The organism is Actinoplanes regularis, assembly GCF_900188005.1.
Lineage (GTDB): Bacteria > Actinomycetota > Actinomycetes > Mycobacteriales > Micromonosporaceae > Actinoplanes > Actinoplanes regularis.
Window position 1 is genome coordinate 254,888 of the sequence record NZ_FZNR01000008.1, and the last position, 22,426, is coordinate 277,313.

The window sequence follows — 22,426 nt, forward strand, 5'->3', positions numbered from 1 at the left end:
CAGCAAGGCGCGCCCGATCCACGGGCGGCCGGTCTCGAAAACCGGCATGGGGAACTCATCGGGGGTTCGAATCCCACGCCCTCCGCTCCAGACCGACCAGGTGAAACGTTCGGCTCACTCGGGGGCCGGCGGGTTGATTATCATCTGCGGGCCGGTGCCGCGCGCGGCCAGCCGGTCCCGCGGGTTGATCAGGGTGCACCGCTGCAGTGACAGGCACCCGCAGCCGATGCAGCCGGTGAGCTGGTCCCGCAGCCGCACCATCACGGCGATCCGTTCCTCCAGCCGGTGCCGCCAGTGACTGGAGAGCCGGGACCAGTCGGCCTTGGTCGGTGTCCGGTTCTCCGGCAGCTCGGCGAGCGCCTCCCGGATCTCGTCGAGGGAGATCCCGACCTGCTGGGCGATCTTTATGAAGGCGATCCGGCGCAGGTCGGCTCGCTCGTAGCGCCGCTGATTGCCGCCGGTCCGTGCGGCGTGCAGCAGGCCTTCCCGCTCGTAGTAGCGCAGCGCCGAGGCCGCGACACCGCTGCGGGCCGCCATCTCGCCGATGGTGAGGGTCTCCACCCGGTCCCCTTGAATTGAAGTTAACTTCAACTTGCAGTCTAGCCGACATGACCGTCACGACGCTGCGCCGGCTGACCGGCGACGAGAAGCACGCCCCGAGCGCGCACTCCACACTCGATGTTCTCCGGGTGCTTTACGAGCGGGTCCTCCGAGTCACGCCGGAGACCGCCGACGAACCGGACCGGGATCGCTTCCTGCTCTCCAAGGGGCATGGGCCGGCCGCGTACTACGCGGTACTGGCCGACCGGGGGTTCATCCCCGAGGAGTGGCTGGACCGGATGGGGCAGTGGCACAGCCCACTCGGCACCCACCCGGACCGGGTGCTGATCCCCGGCGTGGAGATCGGCACCGGCTCGCTCGGGCACGGCCTGGGCCTGGCCGTCGGGACGGCGCTCGGCCTGCGGGCCCAGGGCCTCGTGCACAGCCGCATGTTCGTGCTGCTCGGCGACGCGGAGCTGGACGAGGGGTCGAACCACGAGGCGATCGCGTACGCCGCGGCGGTCCAATTGCCGATCACCGCGATCGTCATCGACAACCAGTCGGCCACGCACGGCTGGCCGAGCTATCAGCCCGAGACGCTCGCCGGATCCTCGGCGGGGATCCCGGCACGGTTCCCGGGCTGGACGGTCTCCGTGGTCGACGGGCACGACCACGACGAGATCGAGCGCGGGCTGCTGGTCCGCACCGAGCGGCCGCACCTGGTGGTCGCCACCGTCGAAGCCAAGTGGAGCTGAGCATGCGCGAGACCTTCGTCGCCACGACCACGGCCCTGCTCGACGAGGACCCGCGGACCGCGCTGGTGCTCGCCGACATCTCGGCCGACGTGTTCCGCCCGGCGCTGCGCCGGCACCCGGACCGCGCGCTCAACGTGGGCATCCGGGAGCAGCTGATGGTCGGCGTGGGCGGTGGGCTCGCGCTCACCGGGATGCGGCCCTACCTGCACTCGTACGCCCCGTTCCTGATCGACCGGGCGTACGAGCAGATCAAGCTCGACCTCGGGCACCAGGACGCGGGCGCGGTGCTGGTCAGCATCGGCGGCTCGTACGACGCGGCCGCCGCCGGCTACACCCACCAGTCCCCCGGCGACGTGGCGCTCCTCGACACCCTGGACGGCTGGACCGTGCAGGTGCCCGGGCACCGCGACGAGGTGCCCGCCATGCTGCGCGAGGCGGCCCGGCACGACGACCGGGTGTATATCCGGCTCGGCGCGCAGGAGAACACGCGGGCGTACCCGGACGGCGCGAAGCTGCGGGTGCTCAAGCGGGGCGGGCCGCTGGTGCTGGCGGTCGGGCCGATGCTCGACCCGGTGCTGGCGGCGACCCGCGACCTGGATGTCACCGTGGCGTACACCAACACCCCGCGACCGCTGGACACCGAGGGGGTACGGCTGCTCGCCGAGGCCGAGGTGATCGTGGTGGAGCCGTACCTGGCCGGTACGTCGGCCCGCCTGGTCAGCGAGGCGCTGAGCGGGCTGCCGCACCGAGCGCTGCACCTCGGCGTCGCTCGGGCCGAGGTGCGCGACTACGGGACCTGGCAGGACCACGCCCGGGCACACGGCCTGGACGAGGCGGGGCTGCGCCGCTCGCTCGAGAAGTTCCTGGGCGACGCGTAGGAGCGTTGAAGAAGCCCTCAGGCGGTACGCAGGAACACGTCGCGCAGAACCGACTCGAAGCGCCACACCGACTCGGTGTCGGAGAACTTCATCCGGAACCGCTCGCGCACTCCGTCCACCGCTGTCGCGGCGAGTTCCAGTGCCGGGCGGCTCAGGTCGGGGCGCCAGCTGACGTTGCTCAGGTGCCGCAGGTTCACGTTCAGGTGCAGGCGCAGCCGGTGCAGCACCGGCGTCTCCCGGATCACCACGAGCCTGCGGCGGGTGAGCAGGAACAGGTAGTCACCGGCGAGCGGGGCCTCCGGCCGCGTGCAGCGGGTGATCAGTACGGCGTCGTCATCGGCATCGACACAACGCTCCACGATCGGGAGGTGCCGGCTGGGGATGGCCACGCCGGCATCGGTGACGGCGGGGTGGAACGTACGCGAGATCACGTCCATGACATGTTTAACGGACTGTGAACTGGGGAGGCAGCGGCCTTGGCTGCTGAATAAGGAATTACAGCGCATCGGCTGCCATAGTGTCCTCATGCAATGGCGAGTCAAGCCGGTCCTGCCGGTCACCAAGCTGATGGGTGCGGTCGCTCTGATCGTGCTGACCGTCGCGTTCTCCAGCGGCGATTCGATCCGTTGGGCGCTCGCCGCGCTGGTCGGCTGCGGCCTGGTGGTCTGGGCCCTACGCGACCTGCTGGTCCCGGTGCGCCTGGCGGCGGACGCGGATGGCATCACGGTGGTCACCGGATTCGCCGGCCGGCGGCGGTTGCGCTGGTCCGATGTGGAGAGCGTGCGGGTGGAGCAGACCGTGCGCCGGGGCCTGCGCAGCGAATATCTCGAGATCGACACCGGCGACGCGATCTACCTGTTCAGCGCGCACGAGCTGGGCGCCCTGCCGGAGGACGTCGTGACAGAACTGTCCGACCTGCGGGTGTAGGGCGTGCTTCAGGACCGGCACCGTCGTTTGTTGCCAGCGGCCCTGTGATCCTGGCCGGCTGGGCACCCGTCTGAAACACGCCCCGGTAACACCGCTGAAGGTGCTGAGGCCTACTCGGTGAACACCTTCACGGTGTCGGCAAGGCCGTCGTTCCGGTTGATGCCGACGAAGAAGTCGCTCCCGACGTGCGTGATGTCTTCGATTTCGTCGACCAGGCTGTTGCTCGGAATTCCGATGTCACCCTCGACATCGCCTCCGGACCAGTTGTACTGGTAGACCCAGTTCCACCCGGTTTCGGGCGTCGAGTCGTTGATTGACTTGGTGTTCCAGATGTAGTTCGCAGAGCAGTCGATGCCCTGGTCGGAACGATTATCGTGACTCGTCAGGCTGCTGTCCGCCAGCGTCCATCCGCTCGAAAGCGAACCGCTACTGGAATGGGTCCACAGGCTGCCCAGCCGTCGGGCAGCGTATTTGCCGGCGCCATCGGCCGCCGTCGCGCTGTAGCAGAGGCCGCTGATGTTCATCGGCAGGTCGACTTCCTCAGCCGCGCCGATAGCTCCGCTGGAGCTCAGGTGCACGATCGTCACATCGTCGCTCAAGAACGACGACTGACTTCCTTGAGTGGCGATCAGGGCCGGGCCCTGGCCCAGATAGTCCGGGTTGTAGGCGAGGTCGTTACCGTGTTCGAGGGTGGGCATGGAAACCGGTGCCCCGGAGCAGGTCCAGCTGGCGCCGTCCCAGGTCGAGCCGTCGCGCGACCACCTGGACAGGACAGGCTCCGCGCCGGCCGCCTTCGTGAAAACGATGTAGAGCTGGCCGCCCGGCCCCGCCACCATGCCCTGCATGACCGTGCGACCCGCCTTGCACGCACTGTTGTTCGGGATGTTCAGCCGTTCCGCCCCGCTCCTGTCCGTAGCAGCGGAAGCGGCTGCCGCCGGGGCAACAGCAACGCCGATCGAGAGTGCAAGCACGGACGCGACACTTGACAGTTTCTTCACTTCGGTGTCTCTCCTCGGGGATTAAGGAACCGGCAGCGTATCAAGAGGCGTCTACTCCCCTATTGCCGCCTATAAATACGTCGCGCTTCACGCACTGCTCAGCAGCTGACCAAATGTCCGCTGTCGTCCGCCTCGAACCCAGCAACGACTACACCGTGTTTCATAAATGGTCGCCGGGTGTGATGAAAAAATCCAGCGTGACGGTGTTGGATGGAAGAACGCTCTCCGGCAATTCGGTCAGCAACCAAGCAAACCGAAGAATTGCCTGAGCGCTAGCCGAGGATCTGCGCGGTCCGCCAGACAGCGAGCGCGACCAGCACGGCGAAGAGCAGCGCGCAGCCGACCACCTGCTTGATCGTGCGGTGCGGCAGCCGGGCGTGGACCAGGACGACCGCGGCCACCGCGCCGACCGCGAGCCCGCCGAGGTGTCCCGCGATCGAGATCTGCGGAATCGTAAAGGTGAAGATCAAGTTGGTGATCAGCAGCGGCATCAGCGAACTGGTGTCGAGCATCAGCCGCCGGTTCATGATGATGATCCCGATGATCAGGCCGAACGTGGCCGTGGAGGCGCCGGCCGAGGGCTGGTTGGGAGCCTGCACCAGGTAGCACGCGACGTTGCCGCCGAAGCCGGCCAGGAAATAGAGCGCCAGGAACCGGAGCGGGCCGAGGCGGCCCTCCAGGTAGGTCCCGATCTGCAGCAGCAACGACATGTTGAGCAGCAGGTGCACCACGCCGTAGTGCAGGAACATCGCGGTGACCAGCCGGTACCACTCGCCGTGGGCGATGCCGTGCACGGCGCCGTCCGGGTAGATCGCCAGGCCGATCACCTCACCGGCGTCGGTGACCGGGGTGCCCGCGCCGAGCAGGTTGAGGAAACCGCCGGCGCCGGCGATCGCCTTGGGGCCGCCGAGGATCGCCGAAGCGATCATGACCAGCACGTTGATCGCGATCAGCCCTCGGACGGCGTAAGCGGCGCGACCAGCGGCCAGACTCCCGCCGAACGCGGTGAGAGCCCGCCGCTGGTTACGCCGTCCGTCCTTGACGCAGTCGGGGCAGTGGTGGCCGACCACCGCGTCGTTCATGCACGACGTGCAGATCGGCTTGTCACAACGACTGCAGCGGAGCAAGGTCTCCCGCGACGGGTGTCGATAGCACACCGGTGACGTGGAAGGTGCCTCACTCATCCGCCAACGGTACCCCGGAGGTCAGGCGCGCTCGATCTCCACCCGCTCGATCACGACGTCCTCCCGCGGCCGGTCCTGCGGACCGGTCGGGGTGTTCGCGATCGAGTCCACGACCTTCGCCGACTGCTCGTCCGCGACCTGGCCGAAGATGGTGTGCCGGCGGTTCAGGTGCGGGGTCGGGGTGACCGTGATGAAGAACTGCGAGCCGTTGGTGCCCGGGCCGGCGTTCGCCATGGCCAGCAGGTACGGCCGGTCGAAGGAGAGCTCCGGGTGGAACTCGTCGGCGAACTTGTAGCCCGCGTCGCCGCGGCCCGTGCCGGTCCGGTCACCCATCTGGATCATGAATCCGGCGATGACCCGGTGCGAGATGGTGCCGTCGTAGAACGGCCCGCTGCCCGGCTGACCGGTGCGCGGGTCGGTGTACGCCTTGGTGCCCTCGGCCAGTTCCACGAAGTTCCGGACGGTCGCCGGGGCGTGGTCCGGGAACAGCTGAAGCCGGATCGGACCGTGGTTGGTGTGCAGGGTGGCGTAAATCGTCTCGGCCACGGGTACTCCCGTCTGCGTTGAATTGGAACAGTCTCGTCAAGTCGGATCCTCCCCCATGTGTCTGATCCGGCCGCGCGGGGGTACCCGAGAAGGCAACATGAGCTGGGAGAAAACCACAGGAGGTGGGCACTGGTGTTCGCAACGATGCGCCGTAAGCGCCGGAGCGCGCGGATGCGGAACGAGCTCGGTCAGAGCATGGATCACTTCAAGCGGGCCGCTTCGATCGCTGCTCAGGAGACCAGCGCGACCGTCGGTCCCCGGCTCAACGCCGCGGTCGAACGCGTCCACCCGGCCGCCGAGAAGGCCAAGGACGCGGCGACGCAGGGCTGGGACAGCGCGCTCGCGACGCTGACTCCGCTGGTCACCGCCGCGACCGACAACGTCCGGCAGGCCGGGAAGAAGGGTAAGAAGGTCTCCAGACGCCAGCTCGCGATCCAGCGCAAGCAGGCCGAGAAGCTGCGTCGCAGGGCCGACAAGGCGCTCGGCCGCAAGCGGCGCGGCCGGGCCGGCAAGCTGGCCGGGTACGCCATGCTCGGCGCCGCCCTCGGGATCGGTGCCGCCTGGTACACCCGGCGCCGCAACCTGGCGCAGTGGGAGGAGTACGACGCAGCGCCCAACCCGTCGACGCTCGACGGCGCGGACGACGCGGCGTTCGAACCGCTGGAGCCGAACGTCTACACCACGTCCAACGGCATCCCGAACGAGAAGGCCGGGAAGGCGAAGCCGGCGTAGCAACAGCCGCTCACTGCCGGCCGGCCCGCTCCGGATCCAGGAGCGGGCCGGCCGGCAGCAGCGCGAGCAGCTCGGCCGGCACCGTGACCGGCCGCACTCGCGGGTAGCCGAGCTTGGTCAGCAGGTCCCGGCTCGCCAGCGCGGAGCCGCGGCCGTCGTCGGTCACCACCTGGACCACCCCGCTCGGGGACGTCACCACGGCGCCTCTTCCGCGGGCCACGTGCACCGCGTCGATCCGGGCCGCACCGGCCGGGGCGTTGCCGGCCGGAACCACCGGATCCAGTCGTACGATCGCCGGCTTGTCCGCCGGACGGGTGACACAGGTCCGTACCGCGAAATCGGCTATCTCGGGCATCGCGGACGGTAGGCCGTCCGCCCAACCCGGTCCGGAGGCCGCCGGCGGCAGCCGGAGGAATTCCGCGCCCAGCGGCCGCGCCGGCGCGAGCAACCTCGCCTGCAACTCGGTGATCGCGGCGATCCCGTCCCCGAGTACCACCGCGAACTGCGTGCCGGAGTCGGTGACCACCTCACCCACCCGGTGGCCGGGCACCGCCGACACGGCGCCCGCGCCGGGCACCGCGGGCGCGACGAGATCCGGACCGGCCGGCACCGCGTCGATCCAGGCCGCGGCCACCGGCGACGGGGTACGCCCGTACCAGCCGAGCGCGCGCAGCGTCGCGTCGACCCGGTCCGCGGGAAGCTGGAACCGGCGGCCGTCACCCACCAGGAACGTGCGGTCCAGCGGGTCGCGGACCAGCAGCGCCCGTCCGCTGACCGGCGCACCGGCCGGGGTCACCCCGACCAGCAGCGTGCTGCGCGGTGTCCCGGCGCCGCGCTCGGTGCAGACCGTCCAGGCCTCGCCGAGCAGGCTCGCCGCGGGCGGCAGAGCGTCCGGCGCGTCCGGGATGCCGAGCGTCGCGCCGAGCGGCACCGCGGCCAGTCGCCCGGCCGGCACCACCTTGACCTCGGGGCTCTCCCCGGTCGCCAGCAGCAGGCCGGACGTGTAGTTGAGCACCGGATGCAGCCGGCGGTCGGCCTCCAGGTAGACGTACCGGGCGCCGGAGCGCTTGTCGAGCAGGATCGCGGAGGGGTCGGTGGGCTCGGTCAGCGTGGCGCCGGTGAGCATCCCGTAGCCGGCCAGGCCGCCGGCCGCGAGAGCGGCGAGCAGCACGCCGGTCAGCACCACCGAGCCGGCCCGGCGCAGCGGCGGGCGCCGGGGGTCCGCGTCGTGCGCGATCAGGGCGCCGATCAGCCGCTCGACCGCGAATCGCTGTGACTGGAGTTCGCGCACCCCGCCACTTTATAGTCGTGAATCGATTTCTAGAGCCAGCCGTTGCGGCGGAACGCCCGGTAGAGGACCACGGTGACCAGCGCGAGCACGGCCATCAGGCCGGAATAGCCGTACCGCCAATGCAGCTCCGGCATGTATTCGAAGTTCATGCCGTAGATGCCGGCCGCGGCGGTCCACGCGGTGGCGATACCGGCCCAGGCCGCGATCTTCCGCATGTCGTTGTTCTGGTCCACCGTCACCTGGGCCAGGCGGGCCTGCAGGATCGAGTTGAGCAGGTCGTCATAGGAGGAGACCTGCTCGACGGTACGGGTCAGGTGGTCCTGCACGTCCCGGAAGTACCGCCGGATCTCCTTGGGCACGACGCCCTGACTGGCGATGATCCCGGCGAGCGGCCGCTGCAACGGCACCACCGCCCGGCGGAACTCCACCAGCTCCCGCTTGAGCTGGTAGACCTCCTGGATCGGGGCGCTGCGATCGCGGGAGAACACGCCCTCCTCGATCATGTCCAGATCCGCCTCGACCTGCTCGGCCACCTCGAGGTAGCTGTCGACCACCCGGTCGGTCACCGCGTACGCCACCGCCCACGGGCCCTGTTCCAGCAGCGCCGCCCGCTGCTTCTCCAGGTCGGCCCGGACCGGGGACATCTCGGAGGCCTCGCCGTGCCGGACGGTGATCACGAACCGGTCGCCGATGAAGATCATCATCTGGCCGGTCTCGACCACCTGGGAGTTCTCGGTCAGCTCCTGATGCGGCACATAGCGAGTGGTCCGCAGGACCAGGAAGTGCACGTCGCCGAACTGCTCCAACTTGGGCCGTTGCTCGGCCTTGACCGCGTCCTCCACGGTCAGTTCGTGCAGGCCGTAGATGCGCGCGATCGCGGTCATCTCCCGCTCGGACGGCTGGTGCAGGCCGAGCCAGACGAAGGCGTCGTCGCGCCGGTGAACCTCGGCGAGCGCCTGGTCCGGGGTGAACGTGCCGGGAATCCGCTCACCGGCCACGTAGACACCGCAGTCGACCACGGCGGTGTCCTCCCCGCCGGACTCGCCGGCGCCCTGCTCCGCGTCGGTGGAACCAAGGAAGCGATTCATCGCGCGGGCCGCCCAGGCTTTGGACAGTGGCCGGTTACGGCCCCACGAACCGTTATCGCGCTCGCCCATGCCACAACCTCCCCCGGTGACCCGACAAACCAATCGAGGCTACTTCGTCGCCTCATGGAGAGGTATCGCCGGGCGGGCCGCCGCGACTCGGCGGGGGGTCGGACCCACGGGGCCCACCCGGACCGGCCTACTGGTTCCCCGGCCGGCCCGGGTGGAAACCCGTCGGCTCAGCCGCGCACTTCCTCGATGGCTTCGGCGATCCGCCGGACACCCTCGTCGATCTGGTCGACGGTGACCGCGGAGTACGCCAGGCGCACCGAGTTGCGACCGCCCTCGAGCAGGAAGTCGCTGCCCTTGACGATGGCGACGCCCTTCTTCATGGCCGCCGGGAAGAGCTTGTCGACGTCGACGTCGGCGGGCAGGTCGACCCAGAGGAAGTAGCCGCCGTCCGGCTCGGTGAAGGTGGCGCCGGGGATGCGCGCGCGGATCGACTCCGCCAGTACCCGGGCCCGCTCGCCCAGCGCCTCGCTGACCTTCTGGACCGACTTCTCGATGTCGCCGGAGACACAGAACTGGTGGACGATCGCCTCGGAGACCATGCCCGGGGAGATGTAGAGGTTGGTCGCCTTCTTCGCGATCGCGTCGATCAGCGCGGCCGGGCCGACCAGGTAACCGACGCGGACGCCGGGGCAGACCGTCTTGGTGAAGCTGGAGGCGTGCACGACCAGGTTGTTCGTGTCCATCGAGAGCATCGACGGGAGCGGCTCGCCGCGGAACCGGATGTCCACGTACGGGTCGTCCTCGAAGATGATGAACTCGTACTGCTCGGCGAGGGCGAGCAGCGCCCGCCGCTTCTCCTCGGAGAGCGTGAGGCCGGCCGGGTTCTGGTAGTTCGGGATGATGTGCGCCAGCTTCGGGCGGACGCCCGACTCCAGCAGGGTGCGCAGCTCGTCGATGTCGAGGCCGTCCGGCCGCAGCGTCACCTGGTGCACCTTGGCGCCCAGGTTCTGCAGGTTGAGCAGGGTGCGGTCGTAGGTCGGCTTCTCCACGACCACGTCGTCACCGGGCTGCACCAGGTGGCCGAAGAGGAACGCGTCGGCCTGCAGCGAGCCGTTGGTCACGATGACCTGGTCCGGCGAGACACCGTGCTTGTCGGCGATCCACTTGCGCAGCGGCAGGTAACCGACGGACGTGCCGTAGGCGGTGACACCGGCCGGATCGGCGTCGAAGGCGCGGGCGGCGGCGGCCTTCAGGCCCTCAACGTCGACGATGTCCAGCGAGGGAGCGCCACGGGCAAAGGAGATGAGCTGCTCAGCGGTCATGGTGCCAAGCTTAGAAGCAGGCGTCGCACGATTTTTCGGTGTCCCACTGACCGCCCGATCGAATTTCACAGGAGGAGTCTTCCCATGATCGGTCTCGTGCTCGCGGCAGGCGCCGGACGTCGGCTGCGCCCGTACACCGACACCCTGCCCAAGGCGCTGGTCCCGGTCGACGGCGAGATCACGATCATGGATATCGCGCTGCGGAATCTCGCCGCGGCCGGGATCGGTGAGGTGACGATCGTCGTCGGCTACCGCGCCGACACGGTCGAGGAACGCAAGAAGAGCTTCGAGCAGAGGTACGGCGTCGACATCTCCCTGGTCCACAACGACCGTGCCGAGGAGTGGAACAACGCGTACTCGTTGTGGCTGGCCCGGGACCACTTCGCGCGGGGCGCCCTGATGGTCAACGGGGACACCGTGCACCCGGTCAGCGTCGAGAAAACCCTTCTCGCCAACCGCGGTCCCAGCATCCTGCTCGCCGTCGACGCCGTTAAGCAGTTGGCCGACGAGGAGATGAAGGCGGTCTTCGACGCGGACGGCCGGCTCGCGAAGATCACGAAGTTGATGGATCCGGCCGAGGCCCACGGCGAGTACATCGGTGCCGTGCTGATCGAGGCTGCCGCCGCGCCCGCACTGGCGGACGCTCTGAGAACGACCTGGGAACGGAGCACCGAGCTCTACTACGAAGACGGCTTCCAGGAGTACGCGAACCGCGGCGGCGAGATCCGCGCCGCCGAGATCGGCCAGGTCGACTGGGTCGAAGTGGACGACCACGACGACCTGGCCAAGGCCAGAAAGATCGCATGCCGCTATTAGCCCGGAGCGTCCAGACTCCACTGCACATCGAGGTCCGGCGGGGCGCCGTCGCGGACCTCGCCCGGATCCTCGCCGACGGACGGATCTCCGCCGGCGGCGAGGTGGCGGTGGTGGTCGGCCCCGGCCTCGGCGAGCGGATCGCCGAGCTGCTGCGGCCCTCGCTGCGGTCGGCGACGATCTACGTCACCGGGGGCGGCACCCTGGACGCCGCTCTGGAGCTGGCCGACAAGCTGCGGGCCGGCCACTACGACGCGGTGGTCGGCATCGGTGGCGGCAGGACGGTGGACACCGCGAAGTACGCGGCCAGCCGCTGGGGCCTGCCGATGGTCTCGGTCGCCACCAGCCTGGCCAACGACGGCATCGCGTCACCGGTGGCCAGCCTGGTCAATGACGGGATCAAGGGGTCGTACGGGGTGCACATCCCGTTCGGAGTGATCGTCGACCTGGACTTCGTCGAGACCGGGCCGGACCGGATCAACCGGGCCGGCATCGGTGACGTGCTCAGCAACATCAGCGCGCTGGCCGACTGGGAGCTGGCCCGGATGATCCGCGGCGAGCCGGTCGACGGTCTCGCCGCCTCCCTGGCCCGGATGGGCGCCGAGGCGATGCTGACCATGCCGGGCGACATGGGCGACGACGCGTTCGTCACGGTGCTGGCCGAGTCACTGATCTCCAGCGGCCTGGCGATGGCGATCTGCGGCAGCAGCCGCCCGTCCAGCGGCGGCTGTCACGAGATCATGCACGCCATCGACTCGCTCTTCCCGGACACCGCCTCCCACGGCGAGCTGGCCGGGCTGGGGGCGTTGTTCTGCACGTTCCTGCGGGGCGACGACCGGCGCTTCGGTCAGATGGCCGACTGCCTCGAACGGCACCAGCTTCCCCGGACACCGTCCGACGTTGGACTGGACGCTGACCAGTTCATCAGGGCGGTCGAGTTCGCCCCACGGACCCGGCCCGACCGCTACACCATCATCGAACATCTGGCGATGACGCCGGAGGAGACCCGCCGAAGGCTGGCCGAGTATGAGAACGCCCTCGCTACCCGCTGAAGCGGGCCAGAAACCCACCGTGGCCGACTATTACGCGGTCAACCGTGGCGGTGGGCTGTTCAGCGAGGCGGTCAGCCAGCGGATCGGCTCCCGGGTCGCGGTCTTCGCGCACCGGCACGGTCTCAGCCCGACCGTGGTCACCATGTTCAACCTGACCCTCGGCTGCCTCACCTCCTTCGTGGTGATCGCGGCCGCGGGACCGGTGGCCGACGGCCGGGCGTGGGGCTGGCCGGTCGGTCTGCTCGCGCTGGCCGGCTGGCAGCTGGCGTACGCGCTCGACTGCACCGACGGCCAGCTGGCGCGCGCCACCGGCCAGAGCACCGCGGCCGGCGGCCGTCTCGACGTGCTCTGCGACGTGGCCGTCCAGTCCACCCTGGTGGCCGCCGTGTCGGCGACCGCCAAGGCGCAGCAGCCGGACACCCCGGCGTGGCTGCTCGCCGCGTTCGCGGCCACCTGGATGGTCAACCTGGTCACGTCGGTGATGCAGAGCAGCGGCCAGGAGACGAGCATGGTCACCAACCGCTCGCTGCCGGTCCGGGTGGTGAAGCTGGTCCGCGACTACGGCGCGGTGATCGCCCTGGCCGGGGTGCTGCTCACCGCGGCTCCGCAGTGGGCGGTCTGGTTCGTCGCGCTGTTCACTCTGGTGAACGGCGGCTTCCTGGCGGCCAGCATCGCCTTCACCGGGCGTACCGCGCTGCGGAGCCAGACCGGGACCGGGCGATGACTACCGCGCCGCGCGCGGTGAATCCGAGATCACGCTCGCGTAGATCTCGATCAGGCGCTTGGTGAGCACGTCCGGGTGAAAGTGCCGCAGATAGCGATCACGAGCGGCGATCGCCGCGGCCGCCGCGCCGCTCCGCGCCACCGGCAGGGCCGCGGCCAGCGCCGCCGGATCCGGCTGGGCCAGCCAGCCGGCCGCCTCCGGGCCGCTCCCGATCAGGTACGGCACCCCGCCGACCGCCGTGCCGAGCACCGGCCGCCCGGACGCCATCGCCTCGAGGATCACCGTGGGTAACACGTCTTCCCAGGTCGGCACGGCGACGACGACCGCCGCCGCGCGCCGGGCCGCGGTCATCCCGGCCCGGTCCAGGGGACCCAGATAGGTGACGTCGGCACGCTCGGCGGCGGCCTGCTCGGCGAGGTGACGCAACTCCCCGTCACCGGCGATGCGCAGCGGGCCCAGCGATCCGTCCGGGTGCTGTCGCCAAGCGTCGAGCAGCAGGCCCAGGCCCTTCTCGGCGGAGAGCCGGGCCGCGTACAGGAAGCCCTCGCCGAGCGGTTCCGGCTGCCCCGGGTCGGGCAGGCCGTTCGGCTTGATCACGACGTGGTCGGCCGGGATGCCGTAGTCGGCCAGGTGCGCGGCGATCTTGTCGGTGAGCGCGATGTAGCGGTCCACCGAGCGCCAGGTCGGGCGGTGCACGGCCAGTGTGGTCGCCATGATCGCGCTCTGCGCGGCCGAACCGCGGTAGCACCTGTTCTTGATCGCCGGCCAGCCGAGCAGCTTGCCACGGCAATCGTGGCAGTTGTGCCCGTCCCGGAAGTACAGCCCCGAGGAGCAGACCTGGCGGTAGTTGTGCACGGTCTGCACCACCGGGACACCGTGCGCGTGCGCGGTCCGGATCACCCGCGGGGAGAGCAGCGGATACGGGTTGTGCAGGTGCAGCACGTCCGGTTTCTCCGCCTCGATCAGCGCGGCGAGGTCGCGCTGGGCGGAGAGCCCGAGCATCGGCGCGACCGGTAGCAGCGCCTTCTGCCCCGGCGAGAGCGAGCCGATCGAGTCGGAGCTGCGCTGAAACGACACCACTTCCAGCCCCGCCGCCCGCAGCTGCGAGATCTCGGTGTCGACGATGACGTTCTCCCCAGAGGGGATCGCCTCGCGATACCGGTTGTGTGCGACCACCACCTTCACGGGTGAGAACGCTACCGTGGACCTGTGCCCGAACTCCCCGAGGTCGAGGCGCTCGCTGCCTACCTGCGTGAGCGTGCGGTCGGCCACACCGTGCAGCGCCTCGAGGTCGCCTCGTTCAGCGCGCTGAAAACGTACGATCCGGCGCCCTCCGCCCTCACCGGCCTGCCGATCAGCTCCGCCGGCCGGCACGGCAAGTTCCTGGACATCGGGGTCGGCCCGGAGGTGCACCTGGTGGTCCACCTGGCCCGGGCCGGCTGGCTGCACTACCGCGACTCGTTCAAGTCACCGGCCCCGCTCAAGCCGGGAAGCGGTCCGATCGCGATCCGCATGCGGCTCGACGACGGCTCCGGCTTCGACCTGACCGAGGCGGGGACACAGAAGTCGCTCGCGGCGTACCTGGTCCGCGACCCGCTGACCGAGGTGCCGGGCGTGTCCCGGCTCGGTCCGGACGCGCTCGCGATCGGCCGCGACGAGTTCGCCACCGTGATCAGATCCCGGAACGGCCAGGTCAAGGGCGTGCTCACCGACCAGGAGGTGCTGGCCGGGATCGGCAACGCCTACTCCGACGAGATCCTGCACGTGGCGAAGATGTCGCCCTTCGCGCTCACCGGAAAACTCACCGACGAGCAGATCACCACGTTGTACGAGGCGATGCGTGAAGTGGAGACCGACGCCGTGCGCCGCTCGGTCGGGCAGAAGGCGGCCGAACTCAAGGGCGAGAAGCGAGCCGGTATGCGGGTGCACGCCCGGACCGGTCTGCCCTGCCCGGTTTGCGGAGACACCGTGCGGGAGGTCTCCTTCGCGGACAAGAGCCTGCAATATTGCGCTACGTGTCAGACCGGCGGAAAACCACTCGCCGACCGTCGCTTGTCCAAGTTGGTCCGGTGAACACCGCCATCACTCGGTTACGGTCCGTACGGGTAAGGATTGCTACCACAACGTCACCTTCTCTCCGGCCGATCCATCGGTATAGTGGCCCGGTCCCTGGACACCGTTGTGACGCGAACGGGTATCGGCGGGACCGCCGGCCGTCCCGAGGTGGTGGCGGTGCGTAATCTTTTTCCGGATGCGGGAGGACGTAGGCGAAGTGACGACTAGCCTGCATCGCCCAACGACCGACAGCAGCCGGAGTAAGCCCGTGCGGTACGAAAGCTTCGAGTGGCCGCAGCAAGAACAACAGCCACCGAGCAACGGAGTCCCGCGTTCAGCGTGGTCCCGGCAACCCCGCCGGCTCTCCCGCTGGCACCGGCCGTACACCGCCGTCCTGATCGTTCTGGACCTGCTCTCCACGCTCGCGGCCAGCAAGATCGCCGACGTGTTCCTGGAGAAGTCCCGGAGCGGTTTCCAGGACAAGAGCTGGGGCATGTTCGTCGGCGAGGACCTGTTCTCGCTCTTCGCCTACATCGTGCTCCCGCTCGGCTGGCTGCTCCTGCTCTGGACCAACGGCACCTACGACCGCCGCTACCTGGGCCTGGGCAGCGAAGAGTTCAAGCGGATCGTGCGCACCTCGGTCACCGTGGTGGCCGCCGTGTCACTGCTCGCCTTCGCCACCAAGACCGGCCTGTCCCGTGGCACGGTCGCCGCGGTGTCGCTGAGCGCCCTCGCGTTCATCCTGATCGGCCGGGTCACCGCCCGGCAGATCCTGCACATCGCCCGAAGCCGCACCGGCCACGGCGCGCACCGGATGATCCTGGTCGGCACGCTGCCCGAGGCGCTCGAGGTCTACACCGCGGTCACCCGCAGCCCGGCCGCCGGCCTGATCCCGGTCGCCATCCACATCACCGACGGCTACGCGGCCACCCGCGGCATCGAGACTCCGGTCCCGGTCTACGCCGGCCGTGACGTGCTCTCGCTGGTCCGTGAGGTCGGCGCCGACACCATCGCGGTCTGCGGCTCGGCCAGCGCCGAGCCCGGTGAGCTGCGCCGCCTGGCCTGGCAGCTCGAGGGCACCGGCGTCGACCTGGTGGTCGCGCCGCAGCTCACCGACATCGCCGGCCCGCGCGTGCACATCCGCCCGATCGAGGGTCTGCCGCTGCTGCACGTCGAGGAGCCCACCCTCTCCGGCCCCGGCTGGCTGGTGAAGAACCTGCTCGACCGGGTCGCCGCCGGCCTCGGCCTGCTGCTGATCAGCCCGATCCTGCTGTTCATCGCGGCCGGAATCCGGCTCTCCGACCCCGGTCCGGTCTTCTTCCGGCAGACCCGGGTCGGCCACGACGGCCGCACGTTCCGCGTCTGGAAGTTCCGGACGATGTATGTGGACGCCGAGGAGCGCAAGGCCACGCTGGAGGAGCTCAACGAGTCCGACGGCATGCTCTTCAAGATGAAGCACGACCCGCGCATCTTCCCCTTCGGTCAGAAGCTGCGGGCCACTTCGCTGGACGAGCTGCCCCAGCTGGTCAATGTGCTCAAGGGCGAGATGTCGCTGGTCGGGCCGCGCCCGCTGCCCGCCGACGACGGCGACTACCTGGGCGACGTCCGCCGGCGCCTGCTGGTCCGGCCGGGCATCACCGGCCTCTGGCAGGTCTCGGGTCGCTCCGACCTGTCGTGGGACGAGGCGGTCCGGCTCGACCTCTACTACGTCGACAACTGGTCACTGACCTACGACCTGAGCATCCTGTGGCGCACCATCTGGGTCGTCCTCCGGCGCAAGGGCGCCTACTGAGCGTTCCACCGTCCACATCCGGCCCGCGATCCGATCGCGGGCCGTTTGCTTTACCGCCCTCTTTCGACATCGACGCAAAGAGGTCGGGCGGTTAGGTTCAGTGCCGTGGCGGGGCAGATCGGGAGCGTGCTGGCGGTCATCGCCGTGCTGGCGGCGCTGGCCGCCGCCGTCGTCGCAGTGCTGCGCCTGCGGGCCCGGCGCGGCATCGCCACGACCATGCAGCGGGCCACCTGGGAGGTGCTGCACACCGCGTCGCTGGCCGCCGAGCCGCTGCGGGCCGGGCTCACGCCCGCCACCGCTGCCAAGGCCGCCCGGCATTTGCGCACCCTGGTCGGGGCGGTGGGGCTGAGCATCGCGGACGGCGAGCGGTGCCTGGCGTTCGACGGCCGCGGCGGCCACCACACCGGCCAGCTGACCGCCGCCGCCCAGCGGGCCCTGAGCACCCACCGGTCGATCGTGCTCACCACCGCCGAGCTGCCGTGCGACCGGGTCGACTGTGTGGTCCGCGGTGCGGTGGTGGCCCCCCTGCCCGGGCCGGGCGGCGCCGCCGCCCTGATCGCGATCGCCGACGGCCCGCCGGCTCCGGGCCTGGTCCAGGCGACCCTGGAGGCGGCCCGATGGGCCGGGTCGCAGCTGGCCCTGGCCGAGCTCGACTCGTCCCGGGAGCGGCTGGCCCGGGCCGAGGTGCGGGCCCTGCGGGCGCAGATCAGCCCGCACTTCATCTACAACGCGCTGACCGCGATCGCCTCGTTCGTACGCACCGATCCGGAGCGGGCGCGCGAGCTGATCCTGGAGTTCGCCGAGTTCACGCGCTACTCGTTCCGCGCGCACGGCGAGTTCACCACGCTGGCCGAGGAGCTGCGCTCGATCGATCGCTACCTGACCATCGAGCGTGCCCGGTTCGGTGAACGCCTGCTGGTCCGGTTGCAGATCGCACCCGAGGTGCTGCCGGTCGGGCTGCCGTTCCTCTGTCTGCAGCCGCTGGTGGAGAACGCTGTCCGGCACGGCCTCTCCCGTAAGCCCGGCGTCGGTATGGTGAGCATCGAAGCACGTGACGCCGGTGCGGAGTGCCACATCACCGTCGAGGACGACGGTGTCGGCATGGACCCGTCGGTGTTCGGCCACGACGGCGCGGAGGGCGAGGACGGCCAGCATGTCGGCCTGGTCAATGTGGACGAGCGGCTCCGGTCGGTGTTCGGCGATCATCACGGCCTGATCGTCGAGACCGCACCCGGCGCGGGGACGAAAGTGAGCATGCGAGTGCCGAAATTCCATCCTCAGGTACGGGCATGAGCGACTTTGCGAGCGAATCGGTTGGCTCATGCCGGCGCCGGAGTGAAGCGGAGGTGACGGCATGAGCGAGCTTGCGAGCGGCGGAGGTGGCATGAGCCTTGTGGTGCTGGCTGTGGATGACGAGCCGCCGGCCCTCGACGAGTTGGCCTATCTGCTGAACGCCGACGGGCGGGTCGCCCACGTGCACCGGGCCGGTGACGCCACCGAGGCGCTGCGGGTGCTGCGCGACACCGAGGTCGACGCGGTCTTCCTGGACATCCGGATGCCCGGCCTGGACGGCATGGAGCTGGCCCGGATCCTGCGCCGTTTCGCACATCCGCCGGCGATCGTCTTCGTCACCGCCTACGACGACGGCGCCGTGGACGCCTTCGACCTCGGCGTCACCGACTACGTGCGCAAACCGGTACGGGCGGAGCGTCTCGGCGAGTCCCTGCGCCGGGTCGCCGGACTGCGCTCCACGCCGGCACCCGCGGTCGCATCGGACGAGCCGGCCATCCCGGTCGAGTTGGCCGGCACCACCCGGATGCTGCCGCGTTCCTCGGTCCGCTGGGTGGAGGCACAGGGCGATTACGCCCGCCTGCACACCGCGGACGCCTCCCACCTGGTCCGGGTCTCGCTGGCGACCCTTGCCGAACGCTGGGCGAACGCCGGCTTCGTCCGCATCCACCGCTCGTACCTGGTGCAGTTGCGCCTGGTCACCGAGCTGCGTCTGACGGGTTCCGGCTATGTGGTCGCGGTCGACGGTGTGGAGTTGCCGGTCAGCCGCCGGCACACCCGTGAGCTGAAGGATCGCCTGATCCGCGCCGCCAAGCACGACTGGATCCGCTAATCCACACGCTTATCCACAACCCCCCGGGTTTTCCCACAGAGTTATCCACAGGCTTTCGGGGGATAACCACAGCCCGGTCTTAAGTGCGGGAATCTCATCTCCACAGTTCGTTCACAACTCCATCGCCAGCCCTCCGCGACCCGTCAATAAGCTGCTGCCCACACGACGCGGCCGGTGAGCCACGGGGGCGCACCGGCCCGCGTCGCCGAAGAACGGTGTGAGGGGTGGCGGGCGTGGAGACGACGACCGAACGGCGAGTCCTCGTCGTCGAGGACGAGCAGGCCATCGCGAACGCGGTGGCGGCCCGGCTGCGCGCCGAGGGGTTCCTGGTGCAGATCGCCGGGGACGGGCCGAGCGCGGTCGAGGCCGCCCGGCGCAACCCACCGGACGTGATCGTCCTGGACGTGATGCTGCCCGGCTTCGACGGTCTCGAGGTCTGCCGCCGCATCCAGGCGGAGCGCCCGGTCCCGGTCCTGATGCTGACCGCCCGCGGCGAGGAGACCGACCTGCTGGTCGGCCTCGCGGTCGGCGCCGACGACTACATGGCCAAGCCGTTCTCGATGCGGGAGCTGGCCGCCCGGGTGCACGCCCTGCTGCGCCGGGCCGGCAAGGTCGCGGCGGCCCCGAAAGCCGGCCCGCCCACCCTCCGGCTCGGCGACCTGGAGATCAACGAGGCCGAGCGCCGGGTGCTCCGCGACGGTACGGAGAAGCACCTCACCCCCACCGAGTTCGACCTGCTCGTGCACCTGGCCCGGACACCCCGCACGGTGCTGCCCCGGGAACGGCTGCTGGCCGAGGTTTGGGGCTGGGCCGACGTCTCCGGCACCCGCACCGTCGACAGCCACATCAAGGGTCTGCGCCGCAAGCTCGGCGCCGATCTGATCCGCACGGTGCACGGCGTCGGGTACGCCCTCGAGGTGGACCGATGACCGCCCGCCTGATGCAGCTCGTGCACGACGTGGCGGCCCGCCTCTTCCGCTGGCTGCCCCGGCCACTCGACCCGGTGCGCTCGATCAAGGCGAAGCTCTCCCTGGCGCTCGGCTTCGCCGGCGGGATCGGCCTGCTGGTCTTCCTGTGGAGCATCGACTTCTACCGGGTGGACGTGCTCTGGATCGGCATCGCGGCCGCTCTGGGCCTGGTCACGCTGCAGGTGATGGCGCACGGCGCGACGATTCCGCTGCGCGAGATGACCGTCGCCGCCCGGGCGATGGCCCGTGGCGACTACACCCGCCGGATCCGCACCCGTTCCCAGGACGAGGTCGGCGAGCTCGCCGAGGCGTTCAACCAGATGGCCGCGGATCTGGCCTCCGCGGACCGGCAGCGGAGGGAGCTGATCGCGAACGTCTCGCACGAGCTGCGTACGCCGATCACCGCCCTCCGTGGCCTGCTGGAGAACATCGTCGACGGGGTGGCCGACACCGACCCGGAGACCATGCACACCGCCCTGGCCCAGACCGAGCGGCTCAGCCGGCTGGTCGGCGACCTGCTCGACCTGTCCCGGTTGGACGCGGGCGTGGTGCCGATGCGCCGGGATCTGGTCGACGTGCCACGGTTCCTGGAGGACGTCGTCCGGGAGGCGAAGGTGAACGCCGACGGCATCGGGCGGGACGTCCGGTTCGAGGTCTCCGCCCCGGCCCTGGTGGTGCCCGGGGACCGGGAGCGGCTGCACCAGGTCTTCGCCAACCTCCTGGACAACGCCACCCGGCACAGCCCACCCGGCGGCCTGGTCACGCTGCGCGCCGAGCGCCACGACGAGCAGGTGCTGTTCGCGGTCACCGACCAGGGTGACGGCATCCCGGTGGCGGACCGGGAGCGGGTCTTCGAGCGCTTCACCCGCGGTGAGCGGCCGACCGGTGGCGGCACCGGACTGGGCCTGGCCATCGCCCGCTGGGTGGTGCAGCTCCACAACGGAACGATCGCCGTGGTCGAGCCGACCGAACGGCGCGGCTGCCACATCCACGTACGCCTCCCTCTGTAACGAAGGCGAGAAACGCCATGTACACGGCACCTCCAGCTCCGCAGAAGGAACAATTCATCCTAAATAGGCCGTTGCACGGGCCCTGGCCGGACGTCCGGCTCTGGGGCCGCCGCCTGCCCGGACCGGCCTTTCCCGCCTCGTCGAACACGATCGTCGCGATCGCGGCCGGCGTCCTGGTCGCCGCGATCAGCCTCCCGCTGGACACCCCCGGCGTGGGCTGGCTGATCACCGCAGTGGCCGTCGCGATCGCCCTGCTGGTGGCCCGCCCCGCCGCGAGCCCGATCCCACCGCTGGTGACCCGGCCGGCCAAGCGGCCCGGCTGGGATCAACTGGCCTGGGGCGTGGCCACGATCGCGCTGGTCGGGGTGGGCACGTTCCGCGCGGCCGGCTGGCTCTTCGCGCTCTGCCTGGTCACCGCGACGCTGACGTTCGCGTTGGCGATCGGGGCGGGCCGGTCGATGCGGGCGGTGGTCACGACGTACCTGATAGCTCCGGTCGCCGTCCTGCGCGCCCTGCCCTGGCTGGTTCGCGGCCTGGCGCGGATGCGCCGGACCGGCACCGGCCGCCCGGCACCGATCCGGATCGCCGCCACCGCCGCCGTCTCGATCGCCCTCCTGGCGATCTTCGGCGCGCTCTTCGCCTCGGCCGACCCGGACTTCGCGAACGTGCTCGGCGCCCTGCTGCCGGACATCACGGTGAGCGGCACCTTCCGCTGGATCTTCATCTGCGGTCTCACCGCCCCGGTGCTGAGCGGCGCCGCCTACCTGCGGGTCGCACCGCCGCGCCTGGCCGACCTCGACCGCACCGAGGGCCACAAGGTTCGGCGGCTGGAGTGGGCGGTGCCGCTCACTCTGCTCACCCTGCTCTTCGGCGCGTTCATCAGCGTGCAGCTGACGACGGTGCTCTTCGGCGGCGAGCGGCACGTGCTGACCACGGCGGGCCTGACCTACGCCGGATACGCCCGCGGCGGCTTCTGGCAGCTCAGCATCGTCACCGGGCTGACCCTGGTGGTGCTGGCCGGCGCTGCCCGTTGGGCGCCCCGGGAGGCGCCCGGCGACCGGGCCACGTTCCGCGCCGTGCTGGGCACGCTGACCCTGCTCACGCTGCTGATCGTCGCGTCGGCGCTGGTCCGGATGCAGGTGTACATCGACACGTACGGCCTGACCCGCCTGCGGCTGCTGGTCGCCTGCTGCGAGCTGTGGTTCGGGGTGATCCTGCTGCTGGTGCTGGTGGCGGGCATCCGGATCCGGGCGCCGTGGCTGCCCAGGGTGGCGATCGCGGTCGGAGTGCTGACCCTGATCGGCCTGGCCGTGGCGAACCCGGACCTGCGGATCGCCCAGAACCAGCTGAACCGCGCGGCCGACCGGATCGACCCGTACTACCTCGCCACCCTGTCCCCGGACGCGGTGCCGGCCCTGACAAGGATGGCCGATCCGGCGGATCGCGCCTGCGTGCTCCACCAGATCGGCCTCGGCCTGGACGAGCACGAGTGGCGCGAGTGGAATCTGGGCCGGGCCGCGGCCCGCGAGTTGATCGGCGAAAGCCCTCGCCCGGCCGACTCGGAGCGATGCGTCGAGAAGCGCTACGGCTATTGACATTCCACCGGAGGCGGTGAGACTG

General features: G+C 70.2%; 24 protein-coding genes. 15 read left to right on the forward strand and 9 right to left on the reverse strand.

The features are described 5' to 3' along the window. Positions 1–114: 114 nt before the first annotated feature. Positions 115–561 (reverse strand): redox-sensitive transcriptional activator SoxR, encoded by a 447-nt coding sequence (gene soxR, locus CHC09_RS22555; protein WP_089295154.1) that lies wholly within the window; start codon positions 559–561, stop codon positions 115–117. 47 nt (positions 562–608) lie between these two features. Between soxR and CHC09_RS22560 the strand changes: the two genes are divergently transcribed. Both CHC09_RS22560 and CHC09_RS22565 read left to right on the forward strand, forming a co-directional pair. After that, positions 609–1,295: a thiamine pyrophosphate-dependent enzyme gene (locus CHC09_RS22560; protein ID WP_089295155.1), complete on the forward strand. Its 687-nt coding sequence runs from the start codon at positions 609–611 to the stop codon at positions 1,293–1,295. A 2-nt stretch (positions 1,296–1,297) separates the two neighbouring features. Then, positions 1,298–2,173, forward strand: a complete 876-nt coding sequence (locus tag CHC09_RS22565) for a transketolase family protein (RefSeq protein WP_089295264.1) — start codon at positions 1,298–1,300, stop codon at positions 2,171–2,173. 17 nt (positions 2,174–2,190) lie between these two features. Here the strand turns inward: CHC09_RS22565 and CHC09_RS22570 are convergent, their stop codons facing one another. Further along, the gene (locus CHC09_RS22570) at positions 2,191–2,610 is read right to left on the reverse strand and encodes a hypothetical protein (protein WP_089295156.1); all 420 of its coding nucleotides are present in this window, start codon (positions 2,608–2,610) and stop codon (positions 2,191–2,193) included. 88 nt (positions 2,611–2,698) lie between these two features. On the opposite strand from CHC09_RS22570, the gene CHC09_RS22575 reads away from it, so the two are divergent. Further along, positions 2,699–3,100 carry a PH domain-containing protein gene (locus tag CHC09_RS22575; protein ID WP_089295157.1) on the forward strand — a complete coding sequence of 134 codons (402 nt, stop codon included), beginning with the start codon at positions 2,699–2,701 and terminating at the stop codon, positions 3,098–3,100. A gap of 110 nt (positions 3,101–3,210) precedes the next feature. Here CHC09_RS22575 and CHC09_RS22580 read toward each other — a convergent pair whose 3' ends face one another. Then, positions 3,211–4,098 carry a hypothetical protein gene (locus tag CHC09_RS22580; RefSeq protein WP_143232473.1) on the reverse strand — a complete coding sequence of 296 codons (888 nt, stop codon included), beginning with the start codon at positions 4,096–4,098 and terminating at the stop codon, positions 3,211–3,213. A gap of 113 nt (positions 4,099–4,211) precedes the next feature. Between CHC09_RS22580 and CHC09_RS46475 the strand changes: the two genes are divergently transcribed. Further along, the gene (locus CHC09_RS46475; RefSeq protein ID WP_179277231.1) at positions 4,212–4,367 is read left to right on the forward strand and encodes a hypothetical protein; all 156 of its coding nucleotides are present in this window, start codon (positions 4,212–4,214) and stop codon (positions 4,365–4,367) included. A 3-nt stretch (positions 4,368–4,370) separates the two neighbouring features. Here CHC09_RS46475 and CHC09_RS22585 read toward each other — a convergent pair whose 3' ends face one another. Together CHC09_RS22585 and CHC09_RS22590 are read right to left on the reverse strand one after the other, a co-directional pair. Further along, the gene (locus CHC09_RS22585; protein ID WP_089295159.1) at positions 4,371–5,282 is read right to left on the reverse strand and encodes a rhomboid family intramembrane serine protease; all 912 of its coding nucleotides are present in this window, start codon (positions 5,280–5,282) and stop codon (positions 4,371–4,373) included. Between the two features lie 21 nt (positions 5,283–5,303). Continuing rightward, a complete protein-coding gene (locus CHC09_RS22590; RefSeq protein ID WP_089295160.1) occupies positions 5,304–5,828 on the reverse strand; it encodes a peptidylprolyl isomerase in 525 nt (174 codons plus the stop codon). A 132-nt stretch (positions 5,829–5,960) separates the two neighbouring features. On the opposite strand from CHC09_RS22590, the gene CHC09_RS22595 reads away from it, so the two are divergent. Next, the gene (locus CHC09_RS22595; RefSeq protein WP_089295161.1) at positions 5,961–6,560 is read left to right on the forward strand and encodes a hypothetical protein; all 600 of its coding nucleotides are present in this window, start codon (positions 5,961–5,963) and stop codon (positions 6,558–6,560) included. Positions 6,561–6,570: 10 nt separating this feature from the next. On the opposite strand, the gene eccB is transcribed toward CHC09_RS22595, so the two are convergent. From eccB to CHC09_RS22610, 3 genes are all read right to left on the reverse strand, one after another. Next, a complete protein-coding gene (gene eccB, locus CHC09_RS22600) occupies positions 6,571–7,851 on the reverse strand; it encodes a type VII secretion protein EccB (protein ID WP_089295162.1) in 1,281 nt (426 codons plus the stop codon). Positions 7,852–7,880: 29 nt separating this feature from the next. Beyond that, entirely contained in the window at positions 7,881–9,008 is a 1,128-nt protein-coding gene (corA, locus tag CHC09_RS22605; protein WP_089295163.1) for a magnesium/cobalt transporter CorA, read from the reverse strand. A 167-nt stretch (positions 9,009–9,175) separates the two neighbouring features. Beyond that, positions 9,176–10,270 carry an aminotransferase-like domain-containing protein gene (locus CHC09_RS22610; RefSeq protein ID WP_089295164.1) on the reverse strand — a complete coding sequence of 365 codons (1,095 nt, stop codon included), beginning with the start codon at positions 10,268–10,270 and terminating at the stop codon, positions 9,176–9,178. A gap of 84 nt (positions 10,271–10,354) precedes the next feature. Here CHC09_RS22610 and CHC09_RS22615 point away from each other — a divergent pair, with 84 nt between their 5' ends. The 3 genes from CHC09_RS22615 to CHC09_RS22625 are packed head-to-tail and all read left to right on the forward strand — an operon-like array spanning position 10,355 to position 12,859. Next, on the forward strand, positions 10,355–11,086 hold the full coding sequence (locus tag CHC09_RS22615) for a phosphocholine cytidylyltransferase family protein (protein ID WP_089295165.1): 732 nt from the start codon (positions 10,355–10,357) through the stop codon (positions 11,084–11,086). Then, entirely contained in the window at positions 11,074–12,135 is a 1,062-nt protein-coding gene (locus CHC09_RS22620) for an iron-containing alcohol dehydrogenase family protein (protein WP_089295166.1), read from the forward strand. Before CHC09_RS22615 ends, CHC09_RS22620 begins: the two co-directional genes overlap by 13 nt. Next, positions 12,110–12,859: a CDP-alcohol phosphatidyltransferase family protein gene (locus CHC09_RS22625; protein ID WP_089295167.1), complete on the forward strand. Its 750-nt coding sequence runs from the start codon at positions 12,110–12,112 to the stop codon at positions 12,857–12,859. Before CHC09_RS22620 ends, CHC09_RS22625 begins: the two co-directional genes overlap by 26 nt. Here CHC09_RS22625 and CHC09_RS22630 read toward each other — a convergent pair whose 3' ends face one another. Next, complete coding sequence (locus CHC09_RS22630; RefSeq protein WP_089295168.1) at positions 12,860–14,044, reverse strand: glycosyltransferase; 1,185 nt, start codon at positions 14,042–14,044, stop codon at positions 12,860–12,862. Between the two features lie 24 nt (positions 14,045–14,068). On the opposite strand from CHC09_RS22630, the gene CHC09_RS22635 reads away from it, so the two are divergent. The 7 genes from CHC09_RS22635 to CHC09_RS22665 all read left to right on the forward strand — a co-directional run bounded on the left by CHC09_RS22635 (position 14,069) and on the right by CHC09_RS22665 (position 22,401). Continuing rightward, positions 14,069–14,932 carry an Fpg/Nei family DNA glycosylase gene (locus CHC09_RS22635; RefSeq protein ID WP_089295169.1) on the forward strand — a complete coding sequence of 288 codons (864 nt, stop codon included), beginning with the start codon at positions 14,069–14,071 and terminating at the stop codon, positions 14,930–14,932. Positions 14,933–15,110: 178 nt separating this feature from the next. Beyond that, positions 15,111–16,706: a sugar transferase gene (locus CHC09_RS22640; protein WP_089295170.1), complete on the forward strand. Its 1,596-nt coding sequence runs from the start codon at positions 15,111–15,113 to the stop codon at positions 16,704–16,706. A 105-nt stretch (positions 16,707–16,811) separates the two neighbouring features. After that, complete coding sequence (locus CHC09_RS22645) at positions 16,812–17,999, forward strand: sensor histidine kinase (RefSeq protein ID WP_089295171.1); 1,188 nt, start codon at positions 16,812–16,814, stop codon at positions 17,997–17,999. Positions 18,000–18,090: 91 nt separating this feature from the next. Next, on the forward strand, positions 18,091–18,828 hold the full coding sequence (locus tag CHC09_RS22650; RefSeq protein WP_089295172.1) for a LytR/AlgR family response regulator transcription factor: 738 nt from the start codon (positions 18,091–18,093) through the stop codon (positions 18,826–18,828). 233 nt (positions 18,829–19,061) lie between these two features. After that, positions 19,062–19,757, forward strand: a complete 696-nt coding sequence (locus tag CHC09_RS22655) for a response regulator transcription factor (RefSeq protein ID WP_239138401.1) — start codon at positions 19,062–19,064, stop codon at positions 19,755–19,757. After that, positions 19,754–20,806 carry a sensor histidine kinase gene (locus CHC09_RS22660; RefSeq protein WP_239138400.1) on the forward strand — a complete coding sequence of 351 codons (1,053 nt, stop codon included), beginning with the start codon at positions 19,754–19,756 and terminating at the stop codon, positions 20,804–20,806. The genes CHC09_RS22655 and CHC09_RS22660 overlap by 4 nt, the downstream gene beginning before the upstream one ends. A 71-nt stretch (positions 20,807–20,877) precedes the next feature. Continuing rightward, positions 20,878–22,401, forward strand: coding sequence for a DUF4153 domain-containing protein (locus tag CHC09_RS22665; RefSeq protein ID WP_239138399.1), 1,524 nt, complete (start codon positions 20,878–20,880; stop codon positions 22,399–22,401). Positions 22,402–22,426 lie beyond the last annotated feature (25 nt).

What these genes read in the sequence shown, in the direction of transcription:
- CHC09_RS22560 (WP_089295155.1), top strand. Translation starts at nt 609, where the DNA reads ATGACCGTCACGACGCTGCGCCGGCTGACCGGCGACGAGAAGCACGCC.
- CHC09_RS22565 (WP_089295264.1), top strand. Translation starts at nt 1,298, where the DNA reads ATGCGCGAGACCTTCGTCGCCACGACCACGGCCCTGCTCGACGAGGAC.
- CHC09_RS22570 (WP_089295156.1), bottom strand. Translation starts at nt 2,610, where the DNA reads ATGGACGTGATCTCGCGTACGTTCCACCCCGCCGTCACCGATGCCGGC.
- CHC09_RS22575 (WP_089295157.1), top strand. Translation starts at nt 2,699, where the DNA reads ATGCAATGGCGAGTCAAGCCGGTCCTGCCGGTCACCAAGCTGATGGGT.
- CHC09_RS46475 (WP_179277231.1), top strand. Translation starts at nt 4,212, where the DNA reads ATGTCCGCTGTCGTCCGCCTCGAACCCAGCAACGACTACACCGTGTTT.
- CHC09_RS22585 (WP_089295159.1), bottom strand. Translation starts at nt 5,282, where the DNA reads ATGAGTGAGGCACCTTCCACGTCACCGGTGTGCTATCGACACCCGTCG.
- corA (WP_089295163.1), bottom strand. Translation starts at nt 9,008, where the DNA reads ATGGGCGAGCGCGATAACGGTTCGTGGGGCCGTAACCGGCCACTGTCC.
- CHC09_RS22610 (WP_089295164.1), bottom strand. Translation starts at nt 10,270, where the DNA reads ATGACCGCTGAGCAGCTCATCTCCTTTGCCCGTGGCGCTCCCTCGCTG.
- CHC09_RS22615 (WP_089295165.1), top strand. Translation starts at nt 10,355, where the DNA reads ATGATCGGTCTCGTGCTCGCGGCAGGCGCCGGACGTCGGCTGCGCCCG.
- CHC09_RS22620 (WP_089295166.1), top strand. Translation starts at nt 11,074, where the DNA reads ATGCCGCTATTAGCCCGGAGCGTCCAGACTCCACTGCACATCGAGGTC.
- CHC09_RS22625 (WP_089295167.1), top strand. Translation starts at nt 12,110, where the DNA reads ATGAGAACGCCCTCGCTACCCGCTGAAGCGGGCCAGAAACCCACCGTG.
- CHC09_RS22640 (WP_089295170.1), top strand. Translation starts at nt 15,111, where the DNA reads ATGCGGGAGGACGTAGGCGAAGTGACGACTAGCCTGCATCGCCCAACG.
- CHC09_RS22650 (WP_089295172.1), top strand. Translation starts at nt 18,091, where the DNA reads ATGAGCCTTGTGGTGCTGGCTGTGGATGACGAGCCGCCGGCCCTCGAC.
- CHC09_RS22660 (WP_239138400.1), top strand. Translation starts at nt 19,754, where the DNA reads ATGACCGCCCGCCTGATGCAGCTCGTGCACGACGTGGCGGCCCGCCTC.